Here is a 22,696-nt window from a genome sequence, read left to right on the forward strand (position 1 = left end):
CTCTATGCTTTTATATTGTCTAAACTATTTATTTAAAAGAGATGTAATCACTGCAATTGCTTCTTTTGAACCACCACATTCTAAAAAACTATCATTCAGTTTTCGTATACCATGCTTATACTTTTTATTTGAAAGAACATCTGTTACCGCTTCTTTTAACGTTTGCACATTAACATTCTCTTTCAATAACCGATGTGCTGCTTCAAGTTCAGTTAATCTTTGCGCTATCATTGGTTGGTCTTTATCATGTGGAATAATGACAAATGGAACATTAAAATAAATAGCATCGTGTACGCTGTTCATGCCGCCATGTGTAATAAAAACATCTGCTTCACTTAATATTTCTGATTGGGGTACGTATGAAGCAATTATAAAATTGTCTGGCGCTTTCTTAATTTTAGAACGATCATTTCTATCACCAATTGCCATTACAACTATTCCATCAAAATCCGAGAAAGTATCAATGCACGTATTAAAGAATGGTTCAAGCCCTTCAAGCAGTGTCCCCATTGAAATATATATAACTTCTTTACCTTTAAGCAATTCAAGTGGAAACTCTACATTTGTTTTACGATTTGAAATACTAGGACCAATAAAAATGTTATTTCTTCCAAATAAATCGCTATTAGGTTGAAAATAGCGACTTGTGTACACAAGAGTAATATCTCCCTTGTTATGCATAAATTGAAGATTATTTTTAGGCGTTACTCCAAATTCATGTTCCATTTGATATAGTAACTGTTCAGAAATTTTATCAGGTTGGAATGGTATTTCTGCATTTGGATGAAAAGGTAATGTTTCCAAAAAATTTGGAGGAATTAAAAATATAGGAGAAGAAACTATGCCTGGAATATGTAAATACTCCTTTACTAACTCTCCAGCGCCAAATATATCATAAATTACGAAATCAAAATGTATGTTTTCACATAATTGTTTCGTAATTTCTAATATATATAAAGAAGTTTGAACATGTACACGAAAGAAAGAATTCAGCCCATCTGGAGTTTCAGAATCAATAGAAATCTCCTTTAATAAATCTGGATGTGTATATACAGTAGCTCCCAAATCTTCAATTCTGCCTTTAAATTGTTCTGTCGTAATATAATGTACGTGATCACCTCGTTCAGTATAGGCTTTGACTAAACTTAATGTAGGATTTACATGTCCCTCTGCTGGAAAATTAACCACTAAAATATTTAGCACTTATTTCTCACTCCTTACATTTCAATTCGCTTATTAAGCATACTGTAATTATTACCGTCAACCTTCACCTAATAGTCCTAATATGCTTGCTACTTTAGGTTGATAAATAATTGTTAGTGATTAAATTAAAAAAGGCATCTACATAAGTAGATGCCAAACCGTGATAAGGAGTGTTCTGTGAGGTTAGAATAAGCATTTCAGCTTGTCCTATGCTATCAATATATGATTTATTTTATAAAATGTGAATAATTGATAGAATGATTTTACCTCTCTATCACCCATTTTGAACCTATTTCTAAATAAGTCGATTCTAGTTTCTGTACTATTTCATATGTTTTTAACCTTCTTGAGAGCTATCTATTTTTATAGTTTCTCCAGTCAATCTCTTATTTTTCAATTCAAAATAAGCATCTAAAACTTCTTTTCCAATATCAGAGTTAATACCAGATTTATCATTAATAACCCACGGCACAACTACAGAGAATGCTACTTCAGGATTATCATACGGCGCATATCCTGCTAACGTTAAATTATAACATTCTCTTCGCTCACCTTTTTCATTTCTTCCAATATCACTTTCTCCACCGTATACTGTCTGTGCTGTCCCTGTTTTACCTGCTGGCTTATAAGATGCTTTTTGGAACGCCCTTACTCCTGTTCCATCACCTTCTTGGAATACCTTTCTAAATCCTTCTTTTACTTGATTTATATATTCCTCTTTCATATCTATCTTATTTAAAACGATTGGTTCTACTGAATGCACCACTTTACCAATCTCATCTTTTTGCGACGTTTGCTCTCTTACCTCTTGAACAATTTGTGGCTTCATTCGATATCCACCGTTTGCGATTGTTGAAATATACTGTACAAGCTGAAGTGGCGTATAGGTGTCATACTGGCCAATTGAGTAGTCTAGTAAGAAACCAGGTTGATTATCTTTTTTACCAATTTGTCCAGCTGTTTCATTCGGTAAATCAATACCCGTTGGAACACCTAATCCAAATTGCCTGAAATAATACCTCATTTTATCAAAGTACTCCTGTTTAATATTTAATGAACTATTTTTCACATAATCTACACCTGCAATTTTTAATGCTGTATGAAACATATACACGTTTGAAGAGACTTGTAACGCTCTTAAATCATCGATATTTCCAAACTTTTTCCAAGACTTTTTTTCCTTAGTTCCTTTAAACTTCATAGGTGCATCATAAAAATATGTACCTGGTGTTATAGCTTTCGTTTCAAATCCAGTTAAAACTGTCGCACCTTTAACTGTTGATCCAAGCTCATAAGAACTAGTCATTGTGCCTAATGCATAGTCTTCAACTTCTGTTTTTCCGTCTTTTTCTACAAGTCTTTTCCCGGCCATAGATAATACTTGTCCGTTTTTCGGATTCATCATTACAACGAAAGCACGGTCCAACATGGATTCTGACGCTTTATATGCCTTTAATATTTTTTCAATACTTTCTTCTACTTTCTTCTGTAATTCCATATCTATTGTTAAAGTTAAATTCTTACCGCTCTTTCCCTCAGAAACGGTTTCCGTTCTAATTGTATTACCTTGTTTATCTGCAACGCTTCTTACTTCTTTTTTTGTACCATGAAGTACATCTTCATATTGCTGCTCGATATAACTTTTTCCAACCCTATCATTTCGGCTATAATCACGTACCAAGTAATAATCTAATCGTTCACTTGGTAATCCTTCATCGGAATTAGAAACATTTCCAAGAACAGATCGGAATAATCCATCATTTACATACACTCTCTCCCAATCCACCGATACGTCTACACCTGGGAGATTCGCTAAACCTTCACTAATTATAGTAAATTCCTTTTCACTAACATCTTTTTTAATAATTTGAGGAGCCATTTGATAACCAGAAGTCATCTTACTTTTAATAGCTAACACTTTTATATCTTTCTCTGTTAATTCCTGAAGATTTTTATCTGTAACCCGTTTTCTTTTTAACTCTTCTATTTTTTTATCTAGCTTCTTGCCGCTAATATCCTTTTCTCTAAATGTATCTATTTCTTTTTTCGATACTAGATTTTCAGCCAGTTTCGGATTTAATTGCATCCAAAAATCTTTCTTATCTGTCTCATTTAACTTATCTATATCTTCTTGCGGCATTTCAATTATGTCTGCAAGTTGTCTTGCAGTTTTTAATATATCTTCTGATTTTACACCTTTCATCTTTGTATATGTAATTGTACGTAAAGATTTATTATCAACTACTGGATTGCCTTCTCTATCAAATATTTTTCCGCGTGGGACAGATAGGCTCACAGTTGCATTTTCTCTCTTTTCTACTTCATTTTTATAAGTCTCTCCATCGAAAATTTGCACTTTACCTAACTGTATAATCATTGCAGAAAATAATAAAAATACACAAAGAAATAAAATATTTAACCGCGTCGGTATTGCTCTACCACTTTTTTTCTCATGCTTTTTCACCTTGTCATAATCTCCTCCTTACCGAATTCCTACTAATAATTGAATCTATATATTAAAAGTAATGCACATTTTCTATACAGTACTTTGCACAAATATTAATATACTAATAAAAACTTAATAGAAATTAAAACAAAGGTTAAGAAAAGGTAAAGTTTACTAAATTAAATATAAAAATCCCCAATAACCAAAAGTTAAGCTTTTGGTTATTGGGGATTTAGTAATTTAAGAGTTAATAATTGGACGTATTGATTCGAATCTATCATCATAATTTGATAGAGATTTTTCGCTCTGAGCTTTCGGCAAGTAAATCGTTACTGTTGTCCCGACTCCAACTTCACTCATAATACTTATATTTCCTTGATGACTTTCAATGATTTTATAACTTAACATTAATCCGATACCGGTACCTTTTTCTTTCGTACTATAAAAAGGCTCACCTAATCTCTTAATTCTATCTTCAGGTATCCCTATTCCTTCATCAATTACATGAATAATAACACCTTCATCGTTTATCTCTTTAATATGAATTGTAATTTTCCCGCCATCTGTCATAGCTTCGATTGAATTTTGCAAAATATTAATAAACACTTGTTTCAATTGATTTTCTGAGCACTCAATACTTATATCTTTGGTGTCTGCATATAGTTCTACTTGAATATTCGTCATAATTGCTTTTGTATTCATTAATGAAACGACATTTTTATAAATTTGATAAATATTTTTTTGTTCTGTATTTATTTCATCTGTTTTAGCGATTGATAAAAACTCTTGAAGAATCGCTTCTATTCTATCAATTTCAGAAAGCATTAAATCAAAATATTTTTCTTGATCTTCTTTATTAATTTGGAATAACTGTATAAACCCTTTAATAACTGTCAATGGGTTCCTCACTTCATGAGCAACACCAGCTGCTAATTGACCGATTGCTGCAAGTGTATCTGACTTATTTAGCAATTCTTCTGTCTTTTTCCGTTCTGTAATATCACGTACAATGATCATAATTTTATCATGTAATAATGGTAAACATCTGGCTTCAAAGAAATTAACACTATCATTAATTGTAAGTGGGTATTCAACAATTACATTCGTTGCTTTTTCCTTCACTTGAAGAATTGCTTCCTGAAACTGCTGCGCCACTGGCGATGGTAATACTTCGAAAAAATTTTTTCCCATAAAAGCTTGTGCCGGTACGTAAAATTTTGTAGGAGATCCTGCTTTATAATCTATAATTGTGCCATCATCTTTTGTTAAGAAACATAAATCCGGTAAAGCCTTAAAAATCAATTCCAATTCAGACGTTTGTTGTTTTAACTGCTCTTCTATCGCTTTTAAATGTGTAATATCTACACCAACAGCCCAGTAGCTATATCCTTTTACAGGAAACTGTTCTGAAATATTGGACCACATGATTGTTTTGGTTTCACCATTTTTACATGTTAAGTGCATTTCCCAATCTCTGAAATTTTTTCCACAAGTTAAAAATTTCGTTTGTATTTGGTGACGATAATCATGATCAGGGTACAATAATTGAAGTGCATGTGGATTCCCTATTATTTCTTCAGCGGTATAACCTGTTACAATTTCACACTCACGATTCCACAGAACAAAATCTCCATTATAATCAAGCGCATCAACCATAACGGGCATATTTTGTAAAATCGTATGTAATTCCTCTTCTTTTCGAGAGAGCAATGTTGAATTTTTACTTTGAAATATTTTTGTTGCTCCATCTATAATTAGATTTGAAAGCATTTCAAAGTATTTTTGACAATTGAAAATGTCACTTTTGTTTGACCATACTACAAAAGATCCTAAATGTTGATTGTATAAAAAAATGGGGATTTCAATTTTGGGAAGTTTACATATTTTCATTTCATTTATTCCAAAAGAAAATATACATTCTTTTTCAGCATCAAGAAGTTGATGTGATATGTTGGTTAATTTATAAAACTGTTCTGCCATGGTTTCTATTGTACTCACATCAATAAGTTCCATTAGCCGCGCATTCATTCCTTTTTCACCTCAATATGTAAAATTAATACAAATTCAAAATTTATACTTCTCCATTATACGTAGAATGTGCCTTTAGGTATATAGCTGCAGAATAATTATTCGAATAAATTTTATTTTTCAATTAAAATAGAGAAGAATTAGCGTATAAAATGAATCCTTAATCAGTACGTATTTTGTTCATCACATATTAATTCTGAATGTACGACCAACCTAAAACGGGTACTCATGCAGAAATCGGATTTTAATATCAGAGTCATACACATCGATTTTAGTAGTATAAAAATACAAAAAATACAAAAAATACAAAGTTCATAAATTTTTCACAATTAATATGAAAAATATAAACATTTATTCCAATATATTCTATATAATAAAAAGTAATAAGGCTTCTATGAATCTCATAGAATACCTTACCTCTAATAAAAAGAAAAAAAGAATCCATTTGGATTCTTTTTTTCTTTTTATATTACATTACATATTTATATAAAGCATGTGCAACACCGTGTTCTTCATTTGATAAAGTTTCGTATTTACACATTGCTTTTATTTCTTCGACTGCGTTCCCCATTGCAATTGATATGTTTGCTTTTTCCATCATGGATACATCGTTTAGCCCATCACCTATCGCTACAGTATTTTCAACTGGAATATTTAGATGTTCTGCTAAAGTATATAATCCATTTCCTTTTTGAGCATCTCGATGATTAATCTCTAAATTATGCCAATAGGAAGATGTAATTGCTAAATCAGTATTATGCAGAAACGCTGCTTTTAACTTTTTTAATTTTTCTATGTCATAAGAAAATGGTAAAAGCTTATGCACATGTATATCAGTTTCTACAATCGGTTTACAACTTTCTGCACTATGAAACGCTGTATGCTCAAGGTATAAAGCTGCGATCGTTTCTAATTCTTTCAAGTCGAAATTTTCTCTTGAATTCTTCACATACTCAATTTCATTACGTACACTCTCTACTCCATAATCCGGTACATACACACCTTTATCAGTATAAAGCTGATAATATAAGCCATTCTCTTCAAGATATTCTACAATCTCAAGTGCTTGCATATTTTGAATTGGATATCTCTTCATCATTTTTTTATCTTTATATATAAGCGCACCATTTTCCGCAATAATTGGACACTCTAAATTAACTTCTAACAACAATCTTTCAATATCGACGATAGAACGTCCTGTACAAATTGCTACAACATGACCCGCTTCCTGACATTTTTGAATTGCTTCTGCATTCTCTTTACTAATCATTTTATTTCCCGAAAGAAGAGTTCCATCTAAATCAATTGCAATTAATTTCATTATTTCTTCACCACTTTCTATATATACACGAATTTATATTAAACGAAAGGTATCGTTTTCATACTGATTTCGTGAAGTACTCCTTATTTATAATTTATGAAAAGCGTTTCAGGTCAAGAAATAATTAAAAATAAAATCAAAAGCTTTTCTTTTTAAAGAAAAGCTTTTGATTTTAAACTATGAACTATAACTAATATATTTTGTCTCACACATGTACACATTCTTTTCTTCAGTTGGGACATATATTTTAAACTTTTCTAAGCGCTTTCCGTAAATATGAATAGTGACAACGCTTTCATTTTCAGCTATTTCAAGAATATGACAATCAGCTGGTGGAATGACTTTATCGGTTTCTCCTTCTCCCAAATAAAGATTTCCTGTATGTGTTAAATAAACAAGTGAATTTTCAAACTGCTTCGTTTGTATAAAGTTTTGCACCATTATCCTCCCTGTAAAAACGCCTTCTACTCCCCATGTACCATCATGATCATGTAAAGGTGTAGATTGTCCATCTTTCCATACAAGAGCTAATACTTCAAAACGATTAAAAGGATCTTCATATAACAAATGTCGTGCGTATTGAGCCGAATTCGCCTTCTGTTTTTCTAACGGAAGCCATGTTTTCTTTTCTAAAAGTTCTTCTAGTAATTTTTCAATCGCACAAACAATTTGATCTTCTAATAAATTACTATCCATTAAATCCGTTACAGCTTTAATAAATGTTTGAAACGTTTTACTTCCATTACACGTTAACATAAGCGTCCTCCTCCATTCTTTTCACACACCTCCATACTAAATAACTAACTAAAAATTTACAATTGAGAAATAAAGTGAAACTTTAATCAGTGGGGATTTTGTTCATCCCCAACTGATTATTAGTTGAACCAATCGGACTTTTATGGGCAGTTGATCCCCCACCTAAATTCTTTAATTTCGCTGCATTTTGAGGTGGGGGTCTTACTGCCCATTAAAGCGGGATAAAAAAACAAGGTACAGTAAATTTGTACCTTGCTGATCGATTTACCTATTATTCAAAAGAATAGGTAAGTAATTTAACGTTTGTTCATTTTCCAATAGACATTTTTCTAAATTGAACAATGGAGATAACTCTATTTTTTCAAAAGCATTTATGAAAGTTCTTAATGCAATCTCAGCTTCTAAACGTGCAAGTGGTGCTTCTAAGCAAAAGTGAGCACCTTTACCAAATGTTAAATGCTTTTCATTTCCTATTCGGTGTATATTAAATTTAGAGGCTTGCGAAAACTTTTTCTCATCTAAATTTGCTGCACTTACCCACGCAACAATCATTTGATCCTTTTTCATAAAAGGCCCAAATATATTTGTATCCTCTGTAATCCTCCTAGCTAATGTAACGGGAAATCGATAGCGCAATACTTCCTCAATCGCTTTTGAAATTAATGTAGGTTCTTTTCTTAACTCTTCATATATTCCAGGTGAATCCACTAAAAAGCAATAAAAGCTATTAATAATTAAATTTGTAATTGTTTCATTACCTGCCGCTAATAAGCCTAAAGAAAAAGTAACTATTTCTTCATCAGTTAATCTTTCACCTTCATATTCAGCTCGTATTAAATCTGAAATAATATCGTCGGTTAAATGATATCTTTTCTCTTGAACAATTGGAAGCAGGTACGTTTTAAATTCATTTAACGCAATTCCTTTTTCTACATCCAAATCGTTAAATTTTTCTTTACTATATGGCATAAATAAAATATCAGACCATTCTTTAATTTTTTACGGTCAGTTGTTGGCACTCCTAATAAATCGGATATGACGGTAACAGGTAAAGGTGCAGCAAACTCTTCAACGATATTAATCTCACTATATTTCCCGATATGTTGTACAAGTTCATTTGCGATAGACTGATATGTAAATATAATAAAAAACGAATGATTAATAGAAATATTCTACGCCACTCGTTTTTTATCGGACTTCTTTTTACTGTACTTTTATTTTCTTTATGAGTTATTAGAAAAATAATTGTCTATATAAGTCTTTATTTTTTCAAAATCCTTTTCCATAAATAAGATTGCTGGTACTTCAATTATTGGAAGATTATTTTCATTATCAAAAGGTGGACACGGTTTGGGAACTACCAAATAGTCAACTGAGTTTTTATCCCTAATATAATTAATTGAAACATCATAATACTTAGAAAAATATTCCTTCAAATCATCCTGATTCCTTAAAAATGGTAGAGAAAATATTGAACCATAATTTATACCAGCGTCGACAATTAATACAAAGCATATTTTTTTCATGATACACCCTCCTCGTATAATAAGTTTTAAGTTAATAACTGTTCCTTGAAAATTAAATAGTTTTTATCTTCAAGAGCTACATCAAAAAAATGATGTATAGGTAAAATTTAGTCTTGGATAAGGTAACACTGATAAAAACAGGTTTCCTTTTTCTTTATATTCAATTAAATTATATCATTATTTTACATGAATTTTCAGACTTTGTTTTTTTTATTTTATTGGTAAACTTATGCTTAGCATGAATTGGAGGGATATATATGATAGATTATAGAATAATTTCAAGAGAAAACTATTCAAATAAGATTGGAGAGCTTGTAACAATGCTTGAACATACAAGAGATGTTACATTGAGCGAAATCTCCAATTTAAACCAAAGTGATTTAGATTTCTTACCAAACGGTAGTTCAAACACTATTGGTTCTCTCTTATCACATATTGCAGCGATGGAGTTTGTTCATCAAGTTATCTCGTTTGAAAAAAGAGATTTAACTGAAAGTGAATATCTAAAGTGGCGAATTTCTTTAGAACTTGGAGACAAAGCAAGGGAAGGAATAAAAAAGCAATCTTTAGATTATTATTTGAATGAATTATCACAAGTTAGAGAAAATACACTAACATATCTGAAATCAAAACAAGATAGCTGGTTATTCGAGGAAAACAAGTGGGATAATGGTGTGCCTTATAATAATTACTACTTGTGGTTTCACGTTATGGAAGACGAAATTAATCATCGTGGACAAATAAGAACAATTAAGCGATTGATGGGAATGAATAAATAAATCTTATTCAACCAAAGGGTGCTTTACTTGAGAAAGTCACTAGAAGAGTCAAATGATAACTATGAACTGCCCCCAATTGCTAGGTTTTGTTTAACAATAGGGGGCAGTTCATTTATAGCGCATAGGTAATCAGCTTTGTATTAATCATGAGGTAGATATTTTTAACTAAAAAACCAATAATGGAAATACATTACAGCTTATGACCCGTTTTTACACGTATCTCGGCTGAACCCCAATACACTGTATCCCGCTCTTCGGCGCTTCGAAAATATGGGTGCTATAACGAAAAAAATACATAAACAAGTCGGAAAGCCAAACCGAAATATGTACGATATAACTGAAACAGGTGAAGAAATTTTTTCAGAAATGTTAAGAGAGTTTCCTGAAAAAATTGCGACAAACAATGCAGAATTTCTTGTACGTATCGCTCTATTTGAAAAACTTGATTACGAAGGTAGAAAAGAAATTTTAACAATACGCCAAGACGTACTACATAAACAGCTTACTGCTATTCAATCTTTACATGTTAGCTCATCTTTTATTACAGAAGTCATTGAATTTAGTAAATCACGTATAGAACACGTATTGCTCTGGATTACATCACTTATAAAGAAAATATAAAAATTAACAAGAAAAGTTAAAAACAATGAATGAAAATGAGATTTATTATCAATACTATAATTAATAAAAGGGCAACCACGATTTGGCTACCCTTCAAAAATTTATACTTCTGGATCGAAAGTTTTGCAATCTGTTTCTTCCGTAGTTGATGCATGTTTCCCTTTATGACTTACTACATAAATTGCATCTGCACTACATTTATTGCCGTTAGCCCAAAATTTACAGTTGTTTACTTCACATAAAACGTCTTGTGCCATAGTATCACACCTCCTTGTTCTATTATCATTAACAAAATTCGGAGGTATGATACTCTTTGTCATGCATTTTTTATTTCCTTTTTAGCTTTCTTAATGGTTCAATATTTCCTTGTACAATAGCATCTATATTTTCAGTTATTTTTTCAATATCAAAATGCCACCATTGAATTTGCAATAACTCTTCTACTATTGTATTTGTAAATCGTTCCTTTATTTTATTTGCAGGGTTTCCGCCAACAATTGTATATGGTGCGACGTCTCTAGTCACAACAGATTTTGCTGCAATGATTGCACCATCCCCTATTTTTATTCCAGGCATAATCGTTGTATCCATACCAATCCATACGTCATTTCCTATAACTGTATCCCCTTTGTAGGGTAAATCAGACAAATCAGGTGTATACTTCTCCCACCCATTCCCAAATATATTAAATGGATATGCCGAAAATCCATCCATCCGATGATTCGCTCCGTTCATAATAAAGGTAACTCCATTTGCAATACAACAAAACTTTCCAATAGTAAGATGATCTCCAAGAAATTCATAATGATGTAATACTCGATCTTCAAATGTTTCTCCATCTTTCGCATCATAATAAGAATAGTCACCAACAAGTATATTAGGTTTCGTTATTGTATTTTTTATAAAATGGACATTTTGATTTCCTTCAATAGGATATTTAACATTTGGATTAGGATTCATGTTGCACAGCACTTCCTTTACCATTTATTTCACTTTCTACCGCTATTACTGGCTTTAAATTGTATATAGGTAAAATAAATAATAATCCAATTATAAATAGTAAAGCTGTGCCCTCATACATCGTACTTAATGAGAACACCTCTTTTAATGAACCAGCAATACTCATTGTTACTACCATTGAACCGGTAAATAGTGGACTTAAAATGCCATTTACACGACCGATAAAATCAGTATCGCTATTTTGAATAATGAGCGTATTAATACCTATTTGGATACATGGAAGAGCTAACCCACTAAAAAGTTGTGCTGTAAGTGTCACCCATAAGCTCGTCGAATAGCCAATAATACCAATGCCGATCGCCTGACCGAGCATCCCTACAATTAACATCTTTTGCGGAGCAACATTTTTCGCAAATACCATCGCTAAAGCGCCGCCAACAATCATACCCGCGCCATTTACTGTTAGTAACCATTGCAAACTCTCTTTTGATAACCCTAACTGCTCAGTCACAATAAATATACCTAATGGCTGAATCAATCCTATACCTAGTCCTGCTGCCATAAAACAAAGCCCTAACAAAGTTAATGCTTTTTTCTTTTTTACGTATTTAATACCGTCTAGCATTTCCTGTAGCAACGTGATTTCTTTTTTCTCATTTTTATTCTCAAGATCTTTCGGAAGAAATAACAACACAGCTGCTGCCAGTAAAAAAGCGATACCTGTTATGATGATTGAAATATAAATTCCAAAACTATGAAAGATAAATGTTCCAAGAATCGGTCCTAACACCATAAAAATCGCAAATATTGTTTGATATATAGACATCGCTAATTGGATTTGTTCCGTTGATAAATGCTGTTTAAACAATTTCATACCTGATGGTTGAGAAAACTGCGAAAGGATTGCAGAAATAAGCGTGACAAAAAACACGATTTTCCATGTTCCAAACATAAGTGTAATTAATACAGCGAATACTGAAATGGAACTTAACGTTTCACACCATATCATTGTCTTCTTTGGCTTCCACCTATCAGCAAAGGTTCCACCTATAAAGGAAAAGATGAAAATTGGAGCAAACTCAGCAACCGAAATCATTGAAATAGCAAAAGCATCACCTTTCGTCATTTCCATTACATATAGTAATACCGCAAAGTTCCGAACCCATATTCCAATTTGTAAAAATAGTGCTGATGCAAGAATTCCTTGCACAAACCGATTTTTTAATACTTGTGATACCCCATTGTTTTGTTTCGTTACTACATTTGTCGACATAAAAAAGCCCCCTATTTCATGTTCTGAACAGGAGGCAGCACAAATCATATAAAAAGACTATATATTCGCAGAGCGAAATACATCCCTTTTCTATAAATGCACAGACTAATCCTATTCAGAAGAATATTTCGTTTTTTAACGAAGATCTCTTACAAATAGAATTAGTTGATCATTGGGATGTTTTCACCCTTCCGTTTCGAATTTAAATAACACATACATACTCTATGTAAATCATTTTCTATGTATGCATGTCTACAATAAATATTCTAGAATGTTAATGGTAATTCCTCTAAAGAACGCATTAAATAATTACCTTGCCATTTAATGTCTTCACGGTTCCCTTTTATTTGTAGTTCAGGCATTCGATTAAATAAAGTAGTAATGGCAATCTTTGCTTCTAACTTAGCAAGTGGAGCACCTAAGCAGAAATGGCTACCATGGCCAAAGGCAATATGACGATTATTCTCCCGAGTAATATCGAATACTTCCGGATTTTCAAATACCGTTTCATCACGGTTTGCAGAAGCTAATGCAATGACAACCATATCTCCTCTTTCGATTGTTCGGTCGTGAATTTGAAAAGGTTCATCTGCCCATCTTGAAGTTGTAACTTCAACTGGAGAATAATATCGTAATCCTTCTTCAATAGCTGCATCAATTAATTTTGGATCTTCTTTTAATAACTGTAATTGATCCGGATTTTCGAGAAGTGCTAATACCGTATTTGTTATTAAATTTACCGTTGTCTCATGTCCCGCCACAATTAGTAACATGATCATTGAATATAGTTCTCGGGCGCTAAGTTTATGCCCTTCATTTTCCGCAAGTATTAATGCACTCACCAAGTCTTCTTTTGGCTCTTTTCGTTTATTATCAACTAAATATTGAAGATATGTAATAAACTCAGATAGTTGCTTTTCAGTTTCTCTTATTTCTTCTGGTGTTTCTGGGTAAGCAATGACAGCATGAGACCAAATTCTAAATTTCGCTTGATCTTCTTTTGGAATGCCGAGCATTTCACTTATTACAATAATTGGTAAAGGAAACGAGTAATCATCAACAAGATTTAATGAACTTTTTCGCTCGACTTCATTTAACAAATCATCTGCAATATCCTGTATTCTTCCTTCCAATTGCGTGATCATCTTCGGTGTAAAAGCTTTTTGTACGAGTGATCGTAAACGATTGTGGTTAGGTGGATCTGAATTTAGCATGTGCGTCGTTAAATAATCACTATTATCAACAGTAAGAAAGACATTCAATGTATCTTGAGAAAATACATTGGCCGGATCTTTTTTTAAGCGATTATCTTTTAATAGTGGCAAAGCATCTTCATATCTTGTAATAAGCCACTCTGCACCTAATTCAGTTTTATTTACAAATAAGATCGGTTGCATTTTTCGAGATTCTTTATAAATTTCATATGCATCTTCTTTAAACTGAGCTGAAGCTAAATTAATTCCATCCTCTATTCTTAGCCCAACTTTGTTTTTCATTGACATCGTATTCCCTCACTCTCATTTGTTTTTGAAAACCAACCAACATATGCATTATACTCTAATAAAAACGTGAAAATTGTAAATTTTTAATCAAAACCTTACTTCATATATTGAAAAATAAAAAAGTGAGGGAGTAAAATCTTTCTACTCTCTCACTTTTCTTTATGCGAAGCACATGAAATTACTAATTTGTTGATAGCGGTAGCTTACTTTACGACGACGACCACCTTGCCAAGTGTAACCTGAAACCCCATTTCTCCTCACTTCAGTCGGAAAGAACCATAAGTCTCTTCCGAAAGGTCCAGGACGATGCAAACGTAAATAGCCCCATCTACCTAGACAGTTACACATCCATGATTTCATATTCCCTGCTTGTGCTGGAGAAGCAAATGTAGACGGTAACGCCGGCGCTTGAGACGGTGGTGGTGACGTTGGAGCATCTTCCGCATCATCTGGTCTATAATCTTCTTGTTCCATATCTCTCACTTCATTTACAGATTCATACCCGTAGTTTTGTGGATTATAATACACCCCTTGATCATATGGATAATTTTGTTGGTTATACATATTAAAAAATCACCTTCTTTTCATTCAGTACCTTTAACATTCATATGTGATTTGCCTCCTATAGGAAGCTTATGTATAGCCTAAATTCAACAAAAAAATAAAGCTTGTATTTTAAAAATACGAGCTTCTTCATAATCGGAATAGATGTATTATTTTCTTAATTTCACACTATAAAAACGCATTTCATTTAACGAACCTTCAAATTCAAATACTTCTTGTTTAATTAATTCCTTTAAGCGATATTCTAAAAACGTATCTCCAACTAACTGCTCTACATGACCAAGTGCTTCACCAATTATCCTAGGGGCTTTTAGGAATTCTCGATCAGCACCTATACTTTTCGCACATTCAATAATAAATTGATCAAAATAATCTTCTTGTACAGAATGCAATTCATTGTCTGTCCAAACTCTTAAAAATTTCGTACTCTTTGATAGACTATCCCACTCATGTTCAAACTTCATTCGCTTCTCTACACTTATATACGGCAATTCTACAAAACTTTTTTGAATTAGAGCTAAACTTTCAGGCGCTAACTCTCCAGTTCCACGAATATCATACTCTTGTTTTAATATTTCTTTACTCGCTTCAGACGTATTCATAACTCGTATGTTTTTCTTATCTTTTAATTGCGCCAAAACAAAACATAGACCTACATGTTCATGTGCGTTATTAGCTTTCCAAATCGTAATAGGCGTTTCAATAGGAATAGAATGTAGTTCTTCTATAGTTTCCATAAATCTTGGTAAATACTTATCTTCAAAATAACTATCATAAGCGGTTAAGTTGTTTACTAACCATTTCTGTCTTGCAAGTTGTCCCTCATTCATATGTAACTTGTTTATCGGCCCAATTGAAAAGAATTCCGAAAAAGCGACAACTCTCTCTTCCAATTGTTCTTCTTGACTAAGCATATATTTTAAACATCCAGCTGTTGAATCATCAAACGCAATATGTACGTGTGTGCTTTCTTTTACATTTCTTATATATGATGTATTACTCATTAGTTGTTTAGGAATATCCATTAAATTTTTAATGGTATCTTCACTATAATTTTCTTCTAATAAATTTAATTGAATTAGAATACTTTGAAGTAAATGTTTTGCTTCATCTTCGTACATATCCTCTACAACATTTTTGATTTTATCTATCACACAAATCCCTCTATTCATTTCATAAATAACGTATATTATAGTGTATCATTTTAGTAATGTTCTTTAAAAGTTTTTTAAAATTCAAATCATTTATTACACAGATTTCTACAGCTAAATAAGATTTTAACAAAAGCTTCCCATACACTTTTTAATTACTAAATATTTGTAAATCTTTTTATTTTAATGTATAATTATATAGAAAATAAAAAAATAGGAGTTATATGTATGGAGAAAGTATTTACTAATTACAAAAGTTATCTGAAGAATTGGAGATTTATATTTATTTGTATATTACCTGCTATCGCCTTTTTATATGCTTTCGATGTCATCTTTGAACTACTATTTCATCAAGATTTCTATTTATCTAACTTAATTTTTGCTATTATATTATTTTTAATATTTATTAACATCAAAGATATGTTTAAAATTGAAAGTTAAAGAACGGGATAAAAAAGAGCACCCTGCAATTGGATGCTCTCATGTGATAGAGGTTTTTTCTGAGTATTAAGTAGGACACGAAGGTCTTGTCCTACAATATAATATATGCTTGTACTTATTTTATTGTGCATCTATTACACATCAAATGTATACGTATTGCTAAAAATTCTGCTCATTTATTAATTGTATAATTATTATATTTATACATAAAAAAACATCCCTATGGATGTTTTTTATATACCAATTTTTAAGCTTCCATAAACTTAGCCGGTACACCAATTTTTTCAACTACAGAAGATATATTAGTAGGATTAATCATTACATTTTCAATACTAACTAATTTATTTTCTAATAGTCCATTCTCTGTAGTAATAAGTTCTTCAAACCGATCTAAAGTCATCGAGAATTTGTGTTCACTTCCGCCATTCATACAGACTTTTACATACTTCATAGTGTCACCGCCTTTCATAATAATCTATATTTCGATAAGAAGACGCTTACATCCTTTTTATTTACTACTAGATTTCTCACTTTTACTCCTTGCTAATTCACGTTTATTTAGTTTATAAAAAGCAGCTACTATTTTATGTTCACGTTATAATTGCTAGTAAGAACGATAAAGATAAAAATGCACAAAGTGGTATATATAAAACAGTATCCATTTTAGCGAAATGCGTATCTTTTTTTCGCTTAAAGATACCAAAATAATGAAATTCCCCAATTACTCTTATGAAAAATACAATCATACAAATCCAAGAGCCTAATTGAACAAATACATTAGGAACTGGAAAATGAATAATATTTGTTTGTTGTAATAAAATCATTGCTGCCATACTTAATAACAACGCAATGAACAATGTCATTCCTACACCTGGTGTAAACGCCTTTTCTCCTGATTTTGTTGGAATGACACTATTTGTCGCCCACTTACCTCCGAAAGCCCAATAAATATGTAAAAAGCTAACTAAGAATAATATACAGACAGAAATATATGTAATAATAAGCATTTTGTCCTCCCATTATTGTATTTAAATCCCTATCCTTAAAATATGCTATAGTTCTCTCATTAGCAATCTATATTTAATTACATAAAAAACCCTTTAATGATTCATCAATTCAATGATAAATCATTAAAGGGTTTACTGAAATTTCCTATGCATTATACCTATTTCTACGACGTTCCATCCTCGTTTGTCCTTGAGCAGTACATTCTTTATATGGATCTATTTGCTCTGTCATTTCATATGTTGTAGTTGTAGCTGGTTTATCGTAATTATGCTCACTTATTTTTTCTGGCGTTTTTCGTTTTGATACTTTTCCACCAAACTTAAATAATTTTATCTTAAATTTCGGTAATCTTGGGAGTGGAATCTTAAATGATAGTTTTTTGCGTTTCTTTTTTTGTTGAAATAGAGTTATATTTTCTTTATTATCCTCCTCTTTACGGTGTAATAACATAGCAATTAATCCACCCAATATAAGTCCGCCAACTAAAAGCATGAGGTATTTGAAATTGCTTGTCATTAAACTCGACATACGTTCAAGTATGACTAACGATTGCACTTCTTTAATATCCCAAAGTAAAGCGGCCCATAATGAGAATAAACCGAAAGTAAGTCCATATGTACGAAAACGGAATAAACATGGAATTAAAGCAATACAAGCGGCAATTTTCGCATTCGCTATGATTGAACTTGTTGAAATATCTTGATACCAAATGACTAACAGTAATGTTATAAATGGCGCATACGCTATCCAACTACATATGCGTGAATATATTTTTTTCGCAAAATAACTACCGAAACTAGTGAAAAATAAAAGGCCTCCAATATATAAAGATTGCTCTAGTGGGATTTGCTTCATAATTCCTGCAACTGGAAAGAGGCCGCTCAATAGCATTAATAGTACATCTAATTTCTTCACAATTCCTCATTCCTTTCAAATTTCTTTTGAATCAATTCATATTGCTTTTCAAAATGATGTAGTTTTTTATTTCTAAAAAACATCTTAATCCTGTATGGAAATAAAGTAAATACGTAAAAGAAAAGATACATGACAAAAGATATCCTTATTTACATGGAAAAATGACAAATCCTGATCGATATAATGAGCAGGATTTGTCTACTATTATTTAAAGTAGAATAATTGAATCTTTCTTTTCTATATTAATTATATCTACATCTAGTTCATCATCAAACTCTTTAAACTCTCTTGCATCTATATCAGTCACATAGCTTTTTATTACTTTCGCCATATGCATGGAATACGGCATGTGTACATTCTTTTCCAAAAGCATACTTGAATTACAGCACATATAATGTACCATTTTGGCAATATAATTCCTTTCTACAGCTTTTACACCCAGCGGTAAAATTTCGAGTATGTATCGCTGCAATGTTTCACTACCATTAAACGAATACTCACCAGTGCTATAATACATCCCTTTTTGATCTACATATAAACTTGTACCCTCAGGAACACCATCACGTTCTATCAGACCGTATTTTGGTGTATCAAAAGCTGTATTTATTCTTATTACGTTTAAATTAGGAACCTTTAGCTCATCAGGAACAATCTCCGGTAAAATATCTACATCAATTTTTTTATTTTGTAACTCTTTTATCCAATATTTTCTTAAATTCGCATCTACAATGAAATACACTTGCTCATTTTTCTCTTTTGCACGTTGTAAAATTCCCTTTAATGTTTCAAAAACAAATTGTTTAAATTGAATTCCCATATCATTTCTTTTTGAAGGTTGCGGTAAAAAGGTATTATGTTTATTTATATTTAATAATAAGCGATCAATCGTTTGCCACTCTGTATTCCCGTATAATTTATATGAAATTTCTTTTCCTTTTATTTGTGAAAAAATAGGTAAGAAATCAAATTTCGAGATTCGCTCAATTGATAAATTAACATATGTACAAGGTAAATTTATCTTATTCCAACTACGTTTCAAAAATCCTCTTTGTTCTAATAAACTAAAAATACAATTTATAATTGTTTTACGAGATACACTTTGGCCAATAAATAAATTAATAAATGCTGAAATACGGTTTGTTCGTGCAAACCCTTCTCTAACGATTTGCTTTGGATCAATTTTTTCACGTCCATCACAATTTTCCATTGCGATTAACGCCAATGTCGCATCATTGCGCTCACCTGCAGTAGCATAAATCGCTTTCATAACATTCTCTACTAAATTTGTTTTGTATTTCTGGCAATATTGCATTTTATATGGATTTTGTAATACTTTTTCGATATTATATCTTACTATTTTTAACAATACTGGAGAATCTGCATTTAATACATATGAAGACTCACCAATTTGAGCTAACACAATTTCACTTTCAATTAACGCTTGTTCTACTTCCATCGATATTTTTTCAGACCATATTTCTAACGTTATAGTCTCTAATTCTTTTGGTGCAATTAAAGGGAATAATTCATTTTCATTATTTGTTGCTATCTTTTTACATTCTGGTAGTAATGTGAAATAAGTGAATTTTTGCTGAAACCCTTTAAATAAATACTCTCTTTCCTTTACTTTTATACCAGGTTTTATTTTAGTACCTTGAACTTTATATATTCTCTCATTGTATGGAAGTAACACCCTAATATTTGTTCCTAGCATATAATCTTTCGGATATTGAAGAATATGCTCTAATTCAACTTCTCCACCTATACGAAAATCATCTTTTAAATTTCTAAATATCTTAATCCATTTTATGCCGTTTGTAGCTTGCTGTACTTTTAGTTTTACAAACCGTAATTTCTTATTATTCGATGCAAATTCTGGAGTAGAAACCAATATCATGCCCCGTTTACGTCTTAATAGCAAAGGAATATCTGGATGGTTATATTCTTGATAAAACCTCCGAATTCCTATTGAAACATTTAATAACGGAATATTCTCGCCACCGCGCGTTATACATTCGAACCGATATACATAGGCGAAATAATCTTGTGTTTTTTCATCTTTAATTGGCTTTGACATTGCCTCACAAATATTTTGTGATCTAAGAGGAGAAAAATATATATCTTCTTCGTTGATATTCTCTAATCGTACAGGTTGTTCACAAAAAACATGTGAAATTAAAGCGGGCACCCACTTAGAATATATTTCATTATCATGTAGTACTGTTAAATTAGAAATTAAATCGTAATGCCATTCATATTTTGGCAATTCTATTAATTTATTAGGTTTCCAATCATGAATCACCTCATACCAACTTTGGAAAATATAATCAAGTTGTTCTTTTCTAATAGGTTCTTTGGATACAATCCATGGTGTATTTTCATTTAATACATATGGATTATGCTGAATAAACAATATATCAGAAAACATATCATATAATCTTTCATTCAATCGTTTTAACTTACTTGTTAATAAAAATGTCTTATAATGTATTTCTACAATATCAAGCCATTCGATAGGAAAGTATATAAATGATACACTTTCGTTTAAAAGCGGCTCTACTATATTCTCAAATGTTAATAACCGTAGTTTTTCCATGTAATGAATACTTCCTTTCTTCATTTGCCTTGATCATCTAAAAACTAGAAGAAACCGTTACGTTACGTAATCTAATCAATTAAAACCCGGTTCTTTAAAATTAAATTATTATTAATTTATTCAAATAATACATTATAAATAAAAAATAATAATTGCTTATCTTCTATATTTTATAAAACACAACATATACATCACCACCTACTAATATTAAATACAATACATTAGAATTATACAATATAAATAGTGTATTATATTTGCAATTTACAATAACTTTACAAAAATAACTATAAAAAGGTATTGTCTATTCCTAAGTTTAGTAATACCTTTTTTATCCAATTACTTCTTTTACATCTGTATTCACTCGCCACTTTTCTAAAGTATAAGCCATTTCCCGAAATTAATATTCATATTAACTATTGATAATAAAATGTTGTTTCATTCACTTGCAGTCAGACTCTGTCACTTGTTCAGCGATAGTATCTAACCGTGCAATTTGCTCTTCAACTAAAGTACGGAACCAGTCCGATGCAGAAATCCATTCTTTATAAATTGGCTCTTCTGGCTGACGCTCTTTTAAACATTCATCAATTGAGTAGAAATCAATATCATGTCCCGGTTTCGACTCAATACCAATAAAATATCTAGATGGTTAAACTCTTGGTATTAAGACTATTTTTATGAGCATTTCGTATAAGTTTAATTTAACTGATTAAAGCTATTTTCAAATAAGGCACGATAATTTATGTCTATTCTGTATAGCTGTTAGTAAGTTCGTTTGCAAATTTGTTAGCACTTTTTTATATTTCTTCTATTACACAAACCTTCACAAAAACATCCTGCATGTTTGAAACATGCAGGATGTTTTTTAATCTTTGTTTTTCATAATGTAAGAAACCAGACGAAGGATCTCCAAGTATAACCATACTAATGTCATCATAAGCCCTACTGCACTGTACCATTCCATATACTTTGGTGCTCTACTATGAACACCATTTTCAATTGAATCGAAATCTAGTAATAAATCTAATGCAGCAACAATTATTACCATTGTACTTATAATGATACTTATTGTCCCACCTTGGTGAATGTATGGAACAGTCACCCCTAAGATGCCCAGTAAGAAAACAATAAAATACATAATAAGAATTCCAAGTGTTGCAACCGTTACAACCGCACGAAACTTTTTAGTTACTTTTACTATTCGAGTTGCGTATAACACTAACATGGCAAATAAAATCGAAATTGTTAGTAATACGGCAGTTAAAGCGATAGAATCACCAAATCGCATTGTATAATACGCTGAAATACTTCCTAATAAAATCCCTTGTAATACTGCGTAAATCGGTGCGCAAATTGGGGATATGCGAGGAATGAATATAACTACAAATGCGACAATTAGAGTAACTATTATAATTCCAATTAACACAGGTATTTTCATTGTTCCTTGTATCATCTGTACGTATGAATAGATAGACGCTGCAAGAAGTAAGGTAAGCAAAATGAATGTTTTTACTATTGTTCCACCAATAGTCATCGTAGAAGCATTTGTCTCCTCTTTATGAAATTTTTCTTTTTTTAATATTGGATTAGTTGTTCTCATTTTTTC

Annotated in this window: 20 protein-coding genes and 2 pseudogenes; 3 read left to right on the forward strand and 19 right to left on the reverse strand. The window is 31.4% G+C overall.

Annotation, left to right across the window (positions count from 1 at the left end):
• Nucleotides 1-24 precede the first annotated feature (24 nt).
• The 7 genes and pseudogenes from ACUN0F_RS20140 to ACUN0F_RS20170 form a co-directional block, all read right to left on the reverse strand.
• Complete coding sequence (locus ACUN0F_RS20140) at nt 25-1,203, reverse strand: macrolide family glycosyltransferase (protein WP_445540018.1); 1,179 nt, start codon at nt 1,201-1,203, stop codon at nt 25-27.
• A gap of 337 nt (nt 1,204-1,540) precedes the next feature.
• Nucleotides 1,541-3,667, reverse strand: coding sequence for a peptidoglycan D,D-transpeptidase FtsI family protein (locus ACUN0F_RS20145; protein WP_445540019.1), 2,127 nt, complete (start codon nt 3,665-3,667; stop codon nt 1,541-1,543).
• Nucleotides 3,668-3,889: 222 nt separating this feature from the next.
• Complete coding sequence (locus ACUN0F_RS20150; protein ID WP_445540020.1) at nt 3,890-5,677, reverse strand: ATP-binding protein; 1,788 nt, start codon at nt 5,675-5,677, stop codon at nt 3,890-3,892.
• Between the two features lie 469 nt (nt 5,678-6,146).
• Nucleotides 6,147-6,998: a Cof-type HAD-IIB family hydrolase gene (locus tag ACUN0F_RS20155; protein ID WP_431118907.1), complete on the reverse strand. Its 852-nt coding sequence runs from the start codon at nt 6,996-6,998 to the stop codon at nt 6,147-6,149.
• A gap of 177 nt (nt 6,999-7,175) precedes the next feature.
• Nucleotides 7,176-7,754, reverse strand: coding sequence for a cysteine dioxygenase family protein (locus ACUN0F_RS20160; protein WP_088081252.1), 579 nt, complete (start codon nt 7,752-7,754; stop codon nt 7,176-7,178).
• Between the two features lie 264 nt (nt 7,755-8,018).
• Nucleotides 8,019-8,884 (reverse strand): annotated as a pseudogene (locus ACUN0F_RS20165) (cytochrome P450); the annotation flags it as partial.
• Between the two features lie 93 nt (nt 8,885-8,977).
• Nucleotides 8,978-9,280 (reverse strand): hypothetical protein, encoded by a 303-nt coding sequence (locus tag ACUN0F_RS20170; RefSeq protein WP_000717614.1) that lies wholly within the window; start codon nt 9,278-9,280, stop codon nt 8,978-8,980.
• A gap of 257 nt (nt 9,281-9,537) precedes the next feature.
• On the opposite strand from ACUN0F_RS20170, the gene ACUN0F_RS20175 reads away from it, so the two are divergent.
• Nucleotides 9,538-10,059: a DinB family protein gene (locus ACUN0F_RS20175; protein WP_000568385.1), complete on the forward strand. Its 522-nt coding sequence runs from the start codon at nt 9,538-9,540 to the stop codon at nt 10,057-10,059.
• 189 nt (nt 10,060-10,248) lie between these two features.
• Nucleotides 10,249-10,680 carry a PadR family transcriptional regulator gene (locus ACUN0F_RS20180; RefSeq protein ID WP_445540837.1) on the forward strand — a complete coding sequence of 144 codons (432 nt, stop codon included), beginning with the start codon at nt 10,249-10,251 and terminating at the stop codon, nt 10,678-10,680.
• Between the two features lie 101 nt (nt 10,681-10,781).
• On the opposite strand, the gene ACUN0F_RS20185 is transcribed toward ACUN0F_RS20180, so the two are convergent.
• The 6 genes from ACUN0F_RS20185 to ACUN0F_RS20210 form a co-directional block, all read right to left on the reverse strand.
• Nucleotides 10,782-10,937 (reverse strand): DUF1540 domain-containing protein, encoded by a 156-nt coding sequence (locus ACUN0F_RS20185; protein WP_000046089.1) that lies wholly within the window; start codon nt 10,935-10,937, stop codon nt 10,782-10,784.
• 70 nt (nt 10,938-11,007) lie between these two features.
• Nucleotides 11,008-11,640: a Vat family streptogramin A O-acetyltransferase gene (locus ACUN0F_RS20190; RefSeq protein WP_445540021.1), complete on the reverse strand. Its 633-nt coding sequence runs from the start codon at nt 11,638-11,640 to the stop codon at nt 11,008-11,010.
• On the reverse strand, nt 11,630-12,913 hold the full coding sequence (locus tag ACUN0F_RS20195; RefSeq protein WP_060486842.1) for an MFS transporter: 1,284 nt from the start codon (nt 12,911-12,913) through the stop codon (nt 11,630-11,632). The genes ACUN0F_RS20190 and ACUN0F_RS20195 overlap by 11 nt, the downstream gene beginning before the upstream one ends.
• Nucleotides 12,914-13,179: 266 nt before the next feature.
• Nucleotides 13,180-14,415, reverse strand: a complete 1,236-nt coding sequence (cypA, locus tag ACUN0F_RS20200; RefSeq protein WP_046953999.1) for a cytochrome P450 — start codon at nt 14,413-14,415, stop codon at nt 13,180-13,182.
• A 159-nt stretch (nt 14,416-14,574) separates the two neighbouring features.
• Nucleotides 14,575-14,979 (reverse strand): hypothetical protein, encoded by a 405-nt coding sequence (locus ACUN0F_RS20205; protein ID WP_000282705.1) that lies wholly within the window; start codon nt 14,977-14,979, stop codon nt 14,575-14,577.
• 149 nt (nt 14,980-15,128) lie between these two features.
• Nucleotides 15,129-16,133, reverse strand: a complete 1,005-nt coding sequence (locus ACUN0F_RS20210; RefSeq protein WP_445540022.1) for a DUF1835 domain-containing protein — start codon at nt 16,131-16,133, stop codon at nt 15,129-15,131.
• A 225-nt stretch (nt 16,134-16,358) separates the two neighbouring features.
• Here ACUN0F_RS20210 and ACUN0F_RS20215 point away from each other — a divergent pair, with 225 nt between their 5' ends.
• Nucleotides 16,359-16,571, forward strand: a complete 213-nt coding sequence (locus tag ACUN0F_RS20215) for a hypothetical protein (RefSeq protein WP_046953997.1) — start codon at nt 16,359-16,361, stop codon at nt 16,569-16,571.
• A gap of 247 nt (nt 16,572-16,818) precedes the next feature.
• Here ACUN0F_RS20215 and ACUN0F_RS20220 read toward each other — a convergent pair whose 3' ends face one another.
• From ACUN0F_RS20220 to ACUN0F_RS20245, 6 genes and pseudogenes are all read right to left on the reverse strand, one after another.
• The gene (locus ACUN0F_RS20220; RefSeq protein ID WP_000878362.1) at nt 16,819-17,022 is read right to left on the reverse strand and encodes a hypothetical protein; all 204 of its coding nucleotides are present in this window, start codon (nt 17,020-17,022) and stop codon (nt 16,819-16,821) included.
• Between the two features lie 139 nt (nt 17,023-17,161).
• The gene (locus ACUN0F_RS20225; protein WP_106101845.1) at nt 17,162-17,578 is read right to left on the reverse strand and encodes a DUF3995 domain-containing protein; all 417 of its coding nucleotides are present in this window, start codon (nt 17,576-17,578) and stop codon (nt 17,162-17,164) included.
• A 145-nt stretch (nt 17,579-17,723) separates the two neighbouring features.
• Entirely contained in the window at nt 17,724-18,494 is a 771-nt protein-coding gene (locus ACUN0F_RS20230; RefSeq protein WP_445540023.1) for a DUF3959 family protein, read from the reverse strand.
• A 208-nt stretch (nt 18,495-18,702) separates the two neighbouring features.
• Nucleotides 18,703-21,090, reverse strand: a complete 2,388-nt coding sequence (locus ACUN0F_RS20235) for an RNaseH domain-containing protein (protein ID WP_445540024.1) — start codon at nt 21,088-21,090, stop codon at nt 18,703-18,705.
• Between the two features lie 328 nt (nt 21,091-21,418).
• Nucleotides 21,419-21,688 (reverse strand): annotated as a pseudogene (locus tag ACUN0F_RS20240) (thiaminase II); the annotation flags it as partial.
• 267 nt (nt 21,689-21,955) lie between these two features.
• Nucleotides 21,956-22,690 (reverse strand): Bax inhibitor-1/YccA family protein, encoded by a 735-nt coding sequence (locus ACUN0F_RS20245; RefSeq protein ID WP_106101842.1) that lies wholly within the window; start codon nt 22,688-22,690, stop codon nt 21,956-21,958.
• Between the last annotated feature and the right edge of the window lie 6 nt (nt 22,691-22,696).

This window comes from Bacillus sp. 1A, from assembly GCF_052682215.1.

Bases quoted from the DNA above. Each gene is read 5' to 3' on its own strand.
- ACUN0F_RS20185 (WP_000046089.1), bottom strand. From the start codon at position 10,937: ATGGCACAAGACGTTTTATGTGAAGTAAACAACTGTAAATTTTGGGCT.
- ACUN0F_RS20215 (WP_046953997.1), top strand. From the start codon at position 16,359: ATGGAGAAAGTATTTACTAATTACAAAAGTTATCTGAAGAATTGGAGA.
- ACUN0F_RS20175 (WP_000568385.1), top strand. From the start codon at position 9,538: ATGATAGATTATAGAATAATTTCAAGAGAAAACTATTCAAATAAGATT.
- ACUN0F_RS20245 (WP_106101842.1), bottom strand. From the start codon at position 22,690: ATGAGAACAACTAATCCAATATTAAAAAAAGAAAAATTTCATAAAGAG.
- ACUN0F_RS20170 (WP_000717614.1), bottom strand. From the start codon at position 9,280: ATGAAAAAAATATGCTTTGTATTAATTGTCGACGCTGGTATAAATTAT.
- ACUN0F_RS20225 (WP_106101845.1), bottom strand. From the start codon at position 17,578: ATGCTTATTATTACATATATTTCTGTCTGTATATTATTCTTAGTTAGC.
- ACUN0F_RS20205 (WP_000282705.1), bottom strand. From the start codon at position 14,979: ATGTATAACCAACAAAATTATCCATATGATCAAGGGGTGTATTATAAT.
- cypA (WP_046953999.1), bottom strand. From the start codon at position 14,415: ATGTCAATGAAAAACAAAGTTGGGCTAAGAATAGAGGATGGAATTAAT.
- ACUN0F_RS20155 (WP_431118907.1), bottom strand. From the start codon at position 6,998: ATGAAATTAATTGCAATTGATTTAGATGGAACTCTTCTTTCGGGAAAT.
- ACUN0F_RS20190 (WP_445540021.1), bottom strand. From the start codon at position 11,640: ATGAATCCTAATCCAAATGTTAAATATCCTATTGAAGGAAATCAAAAT.
- ACUN0F_RS20235 (WP_445540024.1), bottom strand. From the start codon at position 21,090: ATGGAAAAACTACGGTTATTAACATTTGAGAATATAGTAGAGCCGCTT.
- ACUN0F_RS20195 (WP_060486842.1), bottom strand. From the start codon at position 12,913: ATGTCGACAAATGTAGTAACGAAACAAAACAATGGGGTATCACAAGTA.
- ACUN0F_RS20220 (WP_000878362.1), bottom strand. From the start codon at position 17,022: ATGAAGTATGTAAAAGTCTGTATGAATGGCGGAAGTGAACACAAATTC.
- ACUN0F_RS20160 (WP_088081252.1), bottom strand. From the start codon at position 7,754: ATGTTAACGTGTAATGGAAGTAAAACGTTTCAAACATTTATTAAAGCT.
- ACUN0F_RS20150 (WP_445540020.1), bottom strand. From the start codon at position 5,677: ATGAATGCGCGGCTAATGGAACTTATTGATGTGAGTACAATAGAAACC.